Below are 13,006 nucleotides of genomic sequence, written 5' to 3'. Positions count from 1 at the left end.
CGCGGGCGGCGGGGCCGGCTTCGGGGCTTCGCTGGCGCAGGCGGCCAGGGTGAAGGTCAGGGCCGCAAGGGCCGCGCGCGCGCGAAACGTCATGCCTGCTTCTCCCAGCCCCGTCCCTTCTGACGCCAATAGCTCACCGGCAAGCCGGTTCCCTTGACCGCGGTCCACTGGCGACGGGCGGTCTTGAGCGCCTCATCGTCGCCGCCGTCGAACAGGACGACACAGCGGGTGTAGGCGTCCAGCGTCCCCGGCTCGGCCCCGTCGATCAGGAACAGGGCGTCGGCCTGGTTGGGATTGTCCTGGCCCGTCGTCAGCAGGATGGGCTGGCGCGCGGCGCCCGGCTCGTCCGCCGGCGCGTGCGGCAGGAAGCTCTCATCGCGGTACGACCAAAGCCAGCCGTCCAGGTGCTCGATGCGGTCCTTGTCCTGGGCCCGCACCAGGGCGCGCCAGCCGCGCGCCAGGGTCTTTTCCAGGAGTTCAGGCAAGGCCTGGTCGAGGCCCGTGCGCTCCAGGTGGTAGAACCAGACCTCGCAAGGCGCCGCCGCGGTCATCCGCCGATCCGCAGCAGGTTGGACAGGGCGTTCATCACCTCGAAGGAGTGGGTGAACATCGCCAGATGATGCAGGTCTTCGCGCAAGGTCGGCCGGCCCTGGGACCGGGCGCGGGCGGCCTCGGCCTCGTAGGCCTCGGACAGGCGCAGATAGCTCCAGGCCACGTTCTCGGGCAGGTCCAGGTCGGGCGAGACCTCTTCCAGGAAGGCGACCGGCGTGGGGTTCAACTCGCCCTCGAACACGGCGCGGGCGTTCGCATCGTCGATCAGGTCGGCGATCAGGCCGGCCGGGAACCACTGGTCCCAGGGCGGGGCGAGACCGTCCTGCACCGTCGCGCGCAGGGCGTCTGCGAAGACGACGCCGGTGGTGTCGAACCAGGAGCGGTTCGGGTGCGGCAGGATGGCGTCCACAAACACCACATGGTCGATGCGGCCCTCGCTGGCGGCGACGACACTGGGCGCCAGACCGCCGGCGCTGGAGTGCACCACCAGGGTCGCCGCGCCCTGCCCCTCGATCTGCCGCGCCACGCCGCGGCCTATGACTGGATAGTAGGGCTGGGGGATCAGGTTCAGGTCAGGAATGGCTGGAAGCGAGACCTTATGGCCTCGCTCCAGCGCCTCGGCGGCCACCGCCAGCCAGGCGGAGGGACCGATCAGCGGGCTGTGCAACAGGACCAGATGCATAAGCCCCCGCCTCTCCTATTCCTCGTAGTGTTCGGCCACCATCCGATTGAGCAACCGGACGCCGAATCCGGTGGCGCCGTCGGGAATCGTCGGCACGGTAGACGGCTTTTTCCAAGCGGTCGAAGCGATATCCAGGTGGGCCCAAGGCACGCCGTTGACGAAGCGCTGGATGAACAGGGCCGCCGTGATCGAACCGCCCGGACGGCCGCCGGTGTTCTTCATGTCGGCGATCATGCTGTCGATGTTCTTGTCGTACTGGGCCGGCAGCGGCATGCGCCACAGGGGCTCGGCCTCGGCCTTGGAGGCCGACAGCAGGTTCTCGCTCAGCTCGTCATTGTTGGAGAACAGGCCGGCATAGTCATTGCCCAGGCTGATGATGATCGCGCCGGTCAGGGTGGCCAGGTCGACCATGAACTTCGGCTTGAAGCGGTCCTGGCAGTACCAGATGGCGTCGGCCAGAACGAGGCGGCCTTCGGCGTCGGTGTTGATGATCTCAATGGTCTGGCCGGACATGGAGGTGACCACGTCGCCCGGACGCTGGGCGTTGCCGTCGGGCATGTTCTCGACCAGGCCCAGGATGCCCACCGCGTTGACCTTGGCCTTGCGGCCGGCCAGCACGTGCATGAGGCCGGCGACCGCGCCGGCGCCGCCCATGTCCCACTTCATGTCTTCCATGCCGTCGGCCGGCTTGAGGCTGATGCCGCCGGTGTCGAAGCAGACGCCCTTGCCGACGAAGGCGATGGGCTGGGCGTCCTTGTCCGCGGCGCCGTTCCAGCGGATCACCGCCAGCTGGCTTTCACGGATGGAGCCCTGGCCGACGCCCAGCAGCGAGCCCATACCGAGCTTGGCCATTTCGGCCTCGCCGAGGATCTCGACCTCCAGGCCCAGGCGCTCGAGTTCCTTCACGCGCCGGGCGAATTCGGCGGGATAGAGGACGTTCGGCGGCTCGGAGACCAGGTCGCGGGAGAAGGCCACCGCGTCGGCCAGGGCGGCGAGGTCCGCAAAGGCGCTCAGGGCCGCGTCGCTGTCGGCGGTCTCGACGGCCGTCTTGGCGATGGTCGGCTTCTTCTCGGCCGCTTCCTTGGTGCGATACTTGTCGAAGCGGTAGGCCGCCAGGCGCACGCCGAGGGCGGCGCGGGCCGCGCAGGCGTCGGCCGGCAGGCGCAGGCGCAGGCTGGTCAGGCCGGAGGTCTTCACCGCCGCATAGGCCGAGGCCGCGGCGTTCTCGCAGGCGATGTCGTCAAAGGCGTCAGCCTTGCCCGCGCCGATCAGCAGCACCCGCGCCGCCGCCCCTTGGGCCGGGGCCAGGATGTCCAGGGTCTGGCCCTTGGCGCCGGTGAAGCGGGAGGCGGCCACGGCGGGCGCATAGGCGCCGCCCTCGACCTTCTCGGCCTCGCCCTCGAACACCACGATAGCCAGAACGGCCTTGTCAGCCAGCGGCGCGTCCGCCGCGAGGAACTCGATCTCCATCACACTCTCTCAAGCCTCTAGACCCGGGACAACTCGCGCCCCACATGACACTTCGCACAGGAACCCGCACGTGCGGCGGTTGTGCGGCGCGGCGACGCATGGTTTAGAGCAGGTTCGCCTTCCGGGCGCGCCAAAAACTCGGCGAGTTTGATTTTCTTCCGCATGCGCCTGATCGACCGCTACCTGCTGCGCCAGCTCCTCGGCCCGACCGTGCTCGCCACGATCGCCCTGGCCGCTGTCGCCCTGTTGTCGACCAGCCTGTCGCAGCTGGACATCATCGTCAGCCAGCGCCAGAGCGCCTTCGTCTTCCTGGAAGTGACGCTGCTGGCCCTGCCCCAGCTGGTCAACATGATCCTGCCCATCGCGCTGCTGGTGGCGGCGCTGGTGGCGCTGAACAGGCTGCATACCGACCAGGAAATCGTGGTCTGCTTCGCGGGCGGCATGAGCCGCTGGCGGGTGATCGCCCCGGCGATGTGGCTGGCCTGCGGCGTGGCGGTCATCGCCCTGTTCCTGAACCTGTGGATCCAGCCGGCGGCGGCCCGGGCCAGCCGCGAGATCCTGTTCCAGGTGCGCACCGACCTGGCTGCGACCCTGGTGCGCGAGGGTGAGTTCACCGCCCCGGCGCCCGGCCTGACCGTCTATGCCCAGAGCATCGATTCCGGCGGCCTGATCCACAACCTGTTCATCCACCAGACCAAGGCGGACGGCGGGGCCACCACCTACATCGCCGACGAAGGCCGGATGGCGAAGCGCGGCGGCAAGCCGGTGCTGCTGATGCATCGCGGCTCGAACCAGGAGTTCAGCAAGACCGGCGTCCTGAACTTCCTGTCCTTCGACGACTATGTGTTCGACCTGTCGCAGTTCATCAGCGGCGACGAGCTGGTCCACTACAAGCCCTCCGACCGCTACCTGCACGAACTCCTGTTCCCCGACCTGAAGCAGGACTGGGAGCAGAAGAACCGGCTGAAGCTGCTGGCCGAGGGCCACGCCCGCCTGTCCAGCCCCCTGTACAACATCACCTTCATGGCCTTCGCCCTGTGGGCCATCATCGGCGGCGGGTTCTCCCGCCTGGGCTATGGGCGGCGGATCGCCATGATCGGCGGAGCCGCCGCGGCCCTGCGGATCGTCGGCTTCGTGGTGCAGGCCGGCAGCGAGGACGCCGCCTGGATCAACCTCTTGCAGTACGCCGTGCCCCTGGGCGGCCTGGCCTGGGCCTTGTCCGGCGTCTTCCGGCGCAGGATCACAAGCAGGCGTGCCGTGACAACCGCGCCTCTCGCGCCCGCGGGGGCCGCATGAGCGGGATCGGACGCCTCGACCGCTATGTGCTGTCGCGCACCTTCATCGGCGTGGGCGGCGCCCTGGCCATTCTGTCCGGCGTGATCCTGCTGATCCAGTTCGTCGACCTGTCGCGGTCCGTGGGCGTGCGGGCCGATGTCAGCGTGGCTCAGCTGTTCGGCCTGACCCTGCTGAAGGCGCCCGCCCTGGTGCTGCTGCTCCTGCCCTTCGTGTTCCTGTTCGGGGGGATCAGCGCCTATGTCGGCCTGAACCGCCGCAGCGAGCTGGTGGCCATGCGGGCGGCCGGCGTTTCAGCCTGGCGCTTCATCCTGCCCTCGGCCCTGGCGGCGTTTGCAGTCGGCATCCTCGCGGTGGCCTTCCTGAACCCCGTCGCCTCTGCGCTCAGCGCCCGGTTCGAGGCCGACCGGGCCCGGCTGATGGAGAACTACCTGACCGACGCGCCCAAGGAGGTGTGGCTGCGCCAGGGGGACGAGCGCAACCAGATCGTCATCCACGCCAAGGCCCGCGACGCCGTGGACGGCGCCGTCCGCCTGCGTGGGGTGTCGCTGTTCATCTATCAAAAGAACAAGGACGGCATCCCGCAGTTCAAACGCCGCCTGGAAGCGGCCGAGGCGCGCCTGCTGCCCGGCTTCTGGAAGCTGACCGACGTGCGCGAAGCGACGGCCGGCGAGGCTTCGGTGCGTTCTGATTCCCTGTCGATCCGCTCCAGCCTCGATTCCGAGTCGGCCATGGAGCGGTTCTCGTCACCCGAGGCGATCGCCTTCTGGCGCCTGCCGGAAGCGATCCGCGGGACCGAACAGGCCGGCTTCTCCGCCAACGGCTATCGGCTGCGGTTCCATCAGCTGCTGGCGACCCCGCTGCTGTTTTCCGCCATGTCGATCCTGGCCGCCGCCTTCTCGCTGCGCCTTGTGCGGCTTGGGGGATTGGGCGGGCTGGTGGGCGCGGGCGTGGCGATCGGCTTCGTGTTCTTCTTCTTCAACGAGTTCGCCGGCGCCCTGGCGGGGGCCGACATCCTGCCCCTGTTCGCGGCGGCCTGGGCGCCGCCGGTTATCGCCCTGCTGTCGGGGCTGACGCTGCTCTGCTACACCGAAGACGGTTGAATCGCTGACGTGCGCCGCTATCCATCCCCCCAGAACCACGTCGAGAGGGTCGAAGTCGTCCAATGAGTTCCGCTAGGCGGTCAGTCTCGGCCAAGCGCGGCCTGCTCGCGGGCGTGGCCCTCCTTGTGCTGTCCTGGACCGGGGCGGCGCAGGCGCAGGGCAAGCCCATGGCGCAGGGCGCCGTGTCGGCCGACGGCCTGAAGCCGGGCGAGCTGTACATGGAAGCCGACCTGGTCATCCGTGACGACAAGACCAAGGTCACGACCGCCAAGGGCCAGGTCGAGGTGCGCTATGAGGGCCGGACCCTGCGCGCCGACGAACTGGTCTATGACGAGGCCCGCGGGGTGATGACCGCCAAGGGCGAGGTCCAGGTGATCGCCGCCGACGGCTCGGTGGAATACGCCGACCAGCTGGTGCTGGATGACGCGATGAAGGCCGGGGCGGCCCGCGGCTTTTCGGCCCGCATGCCCGGCGACATCAAGCTGGCCGCGGCCAGCGCCATTCGTCGCAACGAGAACGTCAACGAGCTGAACCGGGCGATCTATACGCCCTGCGACATCTGCGCCGCCGACGGGACGACGCCGAAGACCCCGACCTGGTCGATCCAGGCCGAGAAGGTGGTGCAGGATCACGCCCACCAGGTGGTCTATTACCGAAACGCGGTGATCCGCATCCTGGGCGCGCCGGTGCTGTACCTGCCGGTCTTCTGGCACCCGGACCCCGAGGCCGAGCGCAAGTCCGGCTTCCTGCCGCCCAAGTTCGGGGCGTCGAACCGCCGGGGCCTGTCCTATGAGCAGCCCTATCTCCAGGTTCTGTCGCCGTCTTCGGATTTGACGCTAAGCCCTCAAATCAACACGAAAGTTAACCCGCTCCTCAACGCCCACTATCGGAAGCGCTTCTATTCCGGCGCCCTTGATGCGAGGGTCGGCTACACCCACGACACCGACTTCGACGGCAAGGGCAATCCCTTCGGCCAGGACACCTCGCGCAGCTACGTGCTGGCGTCGGGCGCGTTCGCGATCAATGACAAGTGGCGCTGGGGCTTCACCGCCGAGCGGACCTCCGACGACCTGCTGTTCGACAAGTATGAGGTGGGCGACGTCTATGCGGCGCGGGGCCCCTTCATCGCCGATGACCGCCGGCTGATCTCCCAGGTCTATGCGACGCGGCAGGATCAGAAGTCCTGGTTCTCGGCGGGCGCCTTCACCATTCAAGGCCTGCGCCCCGGCGACAATGACCGCACCTTCCCGACCGTCGGCCCGCTGATCGAGGGCCGCTGGGAGCCGGGAACCCAGATCCTGAACGGCCGCCTGCGGCTGCTGGGCTCAGCGGTCGCCCTGACGCGGGACCAGTCCACCCTGAACACGGCCCTGCCTGGCATCGACAGCCGCCGGGTCACCGGGGAAGCCGACTGGCGCGCGACCTTCACCAGCACCGCGGGCCTGCGGATCTCGCCTTACGTGAACATCCGCGCCGACGCCTACAGTCTGGGCGACCTCAGCGGCATGAGCTCGACCTCCAAGAGCCTGGCGCGCGGCCTGGCCGTGGCCGGGGCCGACATCAGCTTTCCCCTGGCGCGACGCTTCAAGACGTCAACGGTTGTGCTTGAACCTGTTGCACAATTGGCGATTTCGCCAAAGGTGAAGCAGGTGGTGGTGGGCTACACGGCCGCGAAGGCGCCGATCTTCCTGAACGAAGATTCCATCGCCTTCGAGTTCGACGAGACCAATCTGTTCCGGGCCAACAAGTTCCCCGGCTATGACCTCTATGAGGACGGGGCGCGCTTCAATGTCGCCGGCCGGGCCTCGATGTTCTGGGACGATGGCCGGCGCGCCAGCCTGCTGGTCGGCCGCAGCTTCCGCGACAGCGACGACGACGCCTTCACCACCACCAGCGGTCTGTCGCGCAAGGCCTCGGACTGGATCGTGGCGGCCGATGCGCAGCCTATGCGTGGCGTGTCGTTCTTCACCCGCGCCCGCCTGGACGCCGACGACCTTTCGATCCAGCGCGCCGAGGCCGGGGCCAACGTCTCGGTCAAGCGCGGTTCGGGCTATTTCCGCTACCTGCGTAACGTGGCCGACGCGAATGGCTCCAAGGTGGAAAACCTGGACCTCGGCGGCGAGCTCTACCTGTCCAAGCATTGGGGTGTGACGGCCTATGGCAACCGCGACCTGGTGCAGGACGCCTGGGTCATCCGGGACCTGGGGGTGGTCTATCGCGACGAGTGCACCCGCATCGATGTGATCTACCGCCGCGAGGATACGGTGATCGGGCGACTGGGACCGACCGAGTCCATCGCCGTGCGCCTCACGCTCGCCACATTGGGCGGACCGATGTATGCCAACTAAGAACCAAGGCGCGGAGGCCACTTCGCGCCTTCAGTCGTCGATCCGAGGAATGCACCACTCCATGATGCGCGCGCGTAAAGTCCCGGGCCGTTCGGCGCGCGGCGCTGTCGTCCTGGCCGCCCTGGCTCTGGCGGCCCCGTCGATCGCCCTGCCCTCCTACGCCCTGGCCCAGGCCGCGCCCCCCGCGGCCGCACCGCAACCGGCCGGGCCCTCGCAGCTGTCTGAAGCCGTGGCCGCCGTGGTCAATGACGAGATCATCTCGACCTACGACCTGGCCCAGCGCATGCGCCTGCTGATCGCCACCTCCGGCGTGCAGCCGACCGAACAGAACCTGCCGCAGTTCCAGCGCGAGGCCCTGGTCGGCCTCGTGGACGAGCACCTGCAGATGCACGAGCTGCGTCGGGTGGCCAAGGAACAGAAGATGGACCTGATCGCCGACGATCAGGAGGTCGAGGCCGAGATCGACGATCTGGGCAAGTCAAACAATATGAGCCCCGAGCAGTTCAAGACCCAGCTGGCCGCCCAGGGGATCGGGCTGGACACCCTGCGGGCTCAGTATCGCGCCCAGATCAGCTGGGGCCGCTGGATCCGCGGCCGCTACGGCTCGCGCCTGCGGATCGGCGAGGACCAGATCAAGGCCATGCAGGAGCGCATCGCCGCCGCGGCCTCGAAGCCGCAGTACCAGATCTCCGAAGTGTTCCTCGACGCCAACCGGGTGGGCGGCATGGAGGTCGCCGTCAATGGCGCCGGCCAGCTGATCGCCCAGATGCAGCAGGGCGCGCCCTTCCAGGCCGTGGCTCGACAGTTCTCGGCTTCGGCCACCGCGGCCGGCGGCGGCGAGGTCGGCTGGGTGTCGATGGGCGAGATGGCGCCGGAAGTCGACGCCGCCCTGGCCCAGATGCGCCCCGGCCAACTGTCGCAACCGATCCCGGTGCGCGACGGCGTCTACATCATCTATCTGCGTGACAAGCGCTCTGGCGCCGAGGCGACCATCGTCAATCTGAAGCAGGCGGCCGTGGCCCTGGCTCAGGGCGCGAGCCAGGACCAGGTCGACGCCGCGACGGCCAAGCTGAACGCCCTGCGGGCCCAGGTGACCGGCTGCGGCGACCTGGAGACCAAGGCGGCCCAGGCCGGCGGCGTGGTCGCCGGTGACCTCGGCGAGGCGGAGATCAAGGATCTGGCTCCGGCCTTCCGCGACGCCGCCTCCAGCCTGCAACCCGGCCAGGTGTCGCAGCCGATCCGCACGGCGGCGGGGCTTCACCTGCTTGCGGTCTGCGGCAAGCGGTCCGGCGGACAGGAAGCGCTCAGCCACGACCAGATCGAAGGCCGGCTCTACCAGCAGCAACTCAGCATGATCGCGCGGCGCTATATGCGGGACCTGCGGAATTCGGCCACCATCGAGACCCGCTAGGTCAAGAGTTGGACTAGACTTGGTGTCCACACCTCAAGCCCTGGCCGCCTGAGTCGCCGGGGCTGCAATCCGGAAGCGCCGTGAAACACGGACCTCTTGCGCTCACCCTGGGCGATCCCGCCGGGATCGGGCCAGAGATCATCGTAAAGGCCTGGAGCCAGTTGAAGGACTCCGGCCCGCCCTTTGTGGTGGTCGGTGACTATCAGTCCCTGGCCTCGGCCTCGGTGGCCGGCGCGGGCATTGTTCAGCGGGTCACAGCGCCGGACCAGGCGGCGCGAGTGTTCGCCTCCGCCATCCCGGTGCTGGACATGCCCCTGAAGGCCCCCGTCGTCGCCGGCCAGCCGACCCCGGCCGCCGCGCCGTCTGTGGTGCAGTGGATCGAGACCGCCGTGGGCCTGGCCCTGTCCGGCGCGGTTTCCGGCCTGGTGACGGCGCCGATCGCCAAGGCGCCGCTGTACGAGGCCGGGTTCAAGTTTCCGGGCCACACCGAGTTCCTGGGCGAACTGACCGAGGCCGAGAAATACGACGGCGCCCGGGGGCCGGTCATGATGCTGGCGGCGCCCGGCCTGCGCACCACCCTGGTGACGGTGCACGAGCCGATCCATCGGGTCCCGTCCCTGCTGACGGTGGAGAAGATCGTCAATGCCGGCCTGATCACCGCCCAGGCCCTGCGGCGGGATTTCGGGATCGCCCAGCCGCGGGTGGCGGTGGCGGGCCTGAATCCTCACGCCGGCGAAGGCGGGGGGATCGGCCGCGAGGAACACGACATCATCGAGCCCGCCGTCCGCGCCCTGCGCGACCTGGGCGTGGCCGCCACCGGCCCGCATCCGGCCGACAGCCTGTTCCCGGCGGAGATGCGCGAGCGCTATGACGCCGCCGTCTGCATGTATCATGATCAGGCGCTTATCCCCGTGAAGATGCTGGACATCTGGTCCGGCGTGAATGTGACCCTGGGCCTGCCGATCGTTCGCACATCGCCGGATCACGGCACGGCGTTCGACATCGCCGGACGCGGACTGGCGCGCGCCGACAGCCTGGTGGCGGCGATCCGAATGGCCGAGGAGATCGTGGGCCGGCGCAACGCATGACCGGGATCGACGACCTGCCGCCGCTGCGCGAGACCCTGGCAGAGCATGGCCTGTTGGCCAACAAGGCGTTCGGCCAGCACTTCCTGCTGGACCTCAACATCACCCGCAAGATCGCCCGCCTGGCCGAGGTGGGCGACGGCGACCTGGTGATCGAGGTGGGCCCCGGCCCCGGCGGCCTGACCCGCGCCCTGCTGGAGACCGGCGCGCGGGTCATCGCGGTGGAAAAGGATGTGCGGTTCGAGCCGCTGCTGCAGGAGCTGGCGGCGGTCGCTGACGGCCGGCTGAGCCTTGTGCTGGGGGACGCCCTGGAGGTGGACGAGGCCGCCCTCAGCGCTGGCGCGCCCGCGGCGATCGTCTCCAACCTGCCTTACAATGTCGGCACGCCGCTGCTGATCAAGTGGCTGACCGGCCCCTACACGCCCGTCAGCCAGACCCTGATGTTCCAAAAGGAAGTGGCCGAGCGGATCGTCGCGGCCCCGGGCTCCGACGCCTATGGTCGCTTGGCGGTGATCGCCCAGGCCTGCGCCGAGGCGCGGCTTGTGATGGATGTGCCGGCTCGCGCCTTCACCCCGCCGCCCAAGGTGGCCTCGGCGGTCGTGCGCTTGGTCCCGCGGGCGGACCGGCCAGAGCCGGTGCTGCTGGGCGCTCTGCAGAAGATCACCCAGGCCGCGTTCGGACAGCGGCGCAAGATGCTGCGCTCAAGCCTGAAGCCCCTGGGCGGGGAGGCCCTGTGCGTCGCGGCCGGCCTGGCCGCCGACGCGCGCGCCGAGACGATCGATATCCCGGGTTTTCTCGCCTTGGCCCAGGCCTGGCTGGACCAGCGCTAGTCGGGGTTCTGGACCCGGGCGCGCGCCCGGCATTCGGCGAGATAGAGATCCGGCCCGGCGTGATCTTCAAAGGCGATGGGACCGACCGGCGCCGCCGGACAGGCCCGCTCGGCCTGGGGACCCAGGTTCACGGCCAAGGCCACGCTGCTGCGGTCACCGCCGTTGAACGGACGCCCACCAGGACCGCCATAGAAGCGGCCGCCTTGGGACTTGGACACCGCCAGCGACACCGTGCCGGTCTCACCCACCGGAATAACGCTGACCGCATAGGCGCTGCGATAGCCCCCGGACCCCACCGTCACGCCGACCTCGCCATGCATCTTGCGTGGCTCTCGGCCCGGCGTGACGCCGTCGGGCCCCTCGTCGTCGAGCTTCACCGGCGGCGCGGTCTTGATCCAGGCGTCGATCTGAGCCGCCGCATCGCTGGCGGCCGGCTTGGGCGCCTCGGCGGCCGCCTGGCCCGTGGCGATGACCTCCTCGGCGATGGCGGGGTCGCCGGCGGCCAGGGCGCAGACCAGGACGGCGGCGGAGAACAGACGGAGCATGGGACGCCTCGATGTGAGCCTGCATCCTGACGGGCGAATGCGGCCCGGCCATGTCCCGATTGTTTCAGCCGATCAGGCTGGCGGCCCCATCCCAGGCGAGCTTGGCCCCGACGAAGATCAGCAGCCCATAGATGATGCGGTAGAAGCGATCGGCCGGCACCCGCCGCACCAGCCACACCCCGGCCCAGGTGGAGCCGATGGCCAGGGGCAGCAGCACCGCCGCGGTGGTCAGGCTCTGGCGGGTGAATTGGCCGAGCGCCAGATAGGCCGGGACCTTCATCCAGTTCACAGCCGCAAAGAACAGGGCGCTGGTGCCGATGAAGGCGTCGCGTTCCAGCCGCTTGGGCAGCACGTACATCTGGAACGGCGGGCCGCCGGCATGGCTGATCTGGCTGGTGAAGCCCGCCGCCGCTCCGGCCAGCACGCCCCGCCAGGGCAGGCCCTCTGGCCGCGGCTCGGCGACGGACGCGCCGCGCCGCTCGATCCAGAGCCGTTGAGCTGCAAAGGCGATGGAGATGATCCCGATCGCCAGCTCCACAGCGCCAGGCTTCACGAAGGCCGCCAGGGCGTAGCCGGCGAAGATGCCAACGGCGGCGCTGGGCAGCATCAGCACAAGGATCCCGCGGTTCCAGGTCCGGCGGAAGGACCAGACGCTGACCACGTCCTGGACGATCAGAATGGGCAGGGTGATGGAGGCGGCCAGGACCGGGGAGACAGACAGCGCCATCAAGGGCACGGCGATCACGCCCACCCCGGCGAAGCCGCCCTTGGCCAAGCCAAGGATGATGACCGCCGGGATCGCCAGCGCGTAGAAGATCGGATCCGTAATCATGTGTCCCCCCGCCCCGACCTAGAGGGCGGCGAGCCTCTGCGCCAGGGCCTGGTTCACCGCCTCGTAGGCGGGCACGAAGTCACCGGCGATCTGCGCCTCCGAGAAACCAGCCGGAATGAGGCCGGCGAGATCCTCGCCGTGCCGCAGCAGGGTCCCCTCCCCGTCAGGCTCGAGTTCGAAATGGTGCCGCCCGCGAAACAGCAGAGGGATGTTCCCGGCCCAGGCCAGGGACCGGCCGCGCTCGCAGGCCACCAGCCGCACCGTCTGGCGGATGACGTCGCCGCCTCCAGGCTTGGCGAGGTTCAGGAAGGTCATGGGGATCCTCGCGCCCAGCCGCGCCTCGCCGCGCGCCTGGATGTTCAGCGGGTTCCACTCTGCGTAGCGGTCAAAGTCCGCCAGGATGTCCCAGACCCGCTCAGGCGGATGATCCAGGCGGGCGGTCGTGCGGATGCGCTTCATGGGCGGAGTTTCCCGCCAATCCGGATTTGCGCAAGAGGGGCGCTTCCCAGGCCTTCGCCCAGCATGAGCGCAGGCGGCGCCTATGCCGCAGGCGCCGGGTCCTCACGAAAGCTTGAACACCCCCAAGGTCAAGCCTAGGCTGCTTTCTGTTCTGGGGGCGAATCAGGCTCCGTCGTGGCGCCGGAAGTCCCTTGGACCATCGGGAGAAAACGACCATGAAGAAGTCCGCCGTTCTGACGAGCCTCGTGGCTCTGGCCGCCGCCGCGTCTCTGGCCGCCTGCAGCAAGCCGAAGGAAGAAGCCGCCGCTCCGGCCGCGGACGCCGCCGCTGCTCCGGCCGCCGACGCCGCTGCTGCTCCGGCTGAAGCCGCTGCCGCCGCTCCGGCTGAAGCCGCAA

General features: G+C 69.1%; 13 protein-coding genes. 7 read left to right on the top strand and 6 right to left on the bottom strand.

Translation table 11 applies throughout. The features are described 5' to 3' along the window. Positions 1–89: 89 nt before the first annotated feature. The 3 genes from ACFQ27_RS19390 to ACFQ27_RS19380 are packed head-to-tail and all read right to left on the bottom strand — an operon-like array spanning position 90 to position 2,704. Positions 90–551: a DNA polymerase III subunit chi gene (locus tag ACFQ27_RS19390; RefSeq protein ID WP_374347658.1), complete on the bottom strand. Its 462-nt coding sequence runs from the start codon at positions 549–551 to the stop codon at positions 90–92. Beyond that, complete coding sequence (locus tag ACFQ27_RS19385; RefSeq protein ID WP_377354733.1) at positions 548–1,234, bottom strand: hypothetical protein; 687 nt, start codon at positions 1,232–1,234, stop codon at positions 548–550. Before ACFQ27_RS19385 ends, ACFQ27_RS19390 begins: the two co-directional genes overlap by 4 nt. A gap of 15 nt (positions 1,235–1,249) precedes the next feature. Continuing rightward, complete coding sequence (locus ACFQ27_RS19380) at positions 1,250–2,704, bottom strand: leucyl aminopeptidase (protein WP_374347654.1); 1,455 nt, start codon at positions 2,702–2,704, stop codon at positions 1,250–1,252. A 162-nt stretch (positions 2,705–2,866) separates the two neighbouring features. Between ACFQ27_RS19380 and lptF the strand changes: the two genes are divergently transcribed. The 6 genes from lptF (at position 2,867) to rsmA (ending at position 10,774) form a co-directional block, all read left to right on the top strand. Next, on the top strand, positions 2,867–4,000 hold the full coding sequence (gene lptF / locus ACFQ27_RS19375; RefSeq protein WP_374347652.1) for an LPS export ABC transporter permease LptF: 1,134 nt from the start codon (positions 2,867–2,869) through the stop codon (positions 3,998–4,000). Further along, on the top strand, positions 3,997–5,100 hold the full coding sequence (lptG, locus tag ACFQ27_RS19370) for an LPS export ABC transporter permease LptG (RefSeq protein WP_374347650.1): 1,104 nt from the start codon (positions 3,997–3,999) through the stop codon (positions 5,098–5,100). Before lptF ends, lptG begins: the two co-directional genes overlap by 4 nt. Positions 5,101–5,162: 62 nt before the next feature. Then, positions 5,163–7,448, top strand: coding sequence for an LPS-assembly protein LptD (locus ACFQ27_RS19365; protein ID WP_377354732.1), 2,286 nt, complete (start codon positions 5,163–5,165; stop codon positions 7,446–7,448). A 61-nt stretch (positions 7,449–7,509) separates the two neighbouring features. Then, positions 7,510–8,859, top strand: a complete 1,350-nt coding sequence (locus ACFQ27_RS19360; RefSeq protein ID WP_374347646.1) for a peptidylprolyl isomerase — start codon at positions 7,510–7,512, stop codon at positions 8,857–8,859. 80 nt (positions 8,860–8,939) lie between these two features. Next, positions 8,940–9,947, top strand: coding sequence for a 4-hydroxythreonine-4-phosphate dehydrogenase PdxA (gene pdxA, locus ACFQ27_RS19355; protein WP_377354731.1), 1,008 nt, complete (start codon positions 8,940–8,942; stop codon positions 9,945–9,947). Further along, the gene (gene rsmA, locus ACFQ27_RS19350) at positions 9,944–10,774 is read left to right on the top strand and encodes a 16S rRNA (adenine(1518)-N(6)/adenine(1519)-N(6))-dimethyltransferase RsmA (protein ID WP_377354730.1); all 831 of its coding nucleotides are present in this window, start codon (positions 9,944–9,946) and stop codon (positions 10,772–10,774) included. Before pdxA ends, rsmA begins: the two co-directional genes overlap by 4 nt. Here the strand turns inward: rsmA and ACFQ27_RS19345 are convergent. From ACFQ27_RS19345 to ACFQ27_RS19335, 3 genes are all read right to left on the bottom strand, one after another. Continuing rightward, positions 10,771–11,319 (bottom strand): hypothetical protein, encoded by a 549-nt coding sequence (locus ACFQ27_RS19345; protein WP_377354729.1) that lies wholly within the window; start codon positions 11,317–11,319, stop codon positions 10,771–10,773. The two genes, rsmA and ACFQ27_RS19345, sit on opposite strands and share 4 nt — an antisense overlap. Positions 11,320–11,383: 64 nt before the next feature. Then, positions 11,384–12,151, bottom strand: a complete 768-nt coding sequence (locus ACFQ27_RS19340) for a sulfite exporter TauE/SafE family protein (protein WP_377354728.1) — start codon at positions 12,149–12,151, stop codon at positions 11,384–11,386. 18 nt (positions 12,152–12,169) lie between these two features. After that, positions 12,170–12,610, bottom strand: a complete 441-nt coding sequence (locus ACFQ27_RS19335) for an SRPBCC family protein (protein WP_377354727.1) — start codon at positions 12,608–12,610, stop codon at positions 12,170–12,172. Positions 12,611–12,825: 215 nt separating this feature from the next. Here ACFQ27_RS19335 and ACFQ27_RS19330 point away from each other — a divergent pair. Further along, positions 12,826–13,006 (top strand): hypothetical protein (locus ACFQ27_RS19330; RefSeq protein WP_377354726.1); only part of this gene is annotated, 181 nt, incomplete at its 3' end.

The sequence above is a fragment of the Phenylobacterium conjunctum genome, assembly GCF_042679085.1.
GTDB lineage: Bacteria > Pseudomonadota > Alphaproteobacteria > Caulobacterales > Caulobacteraceae > Phenylobacterium > Phenylobacterium conjunctum.
This window is presented reverse-complemented; position numbering and strand designations above follow the sequence as displayed.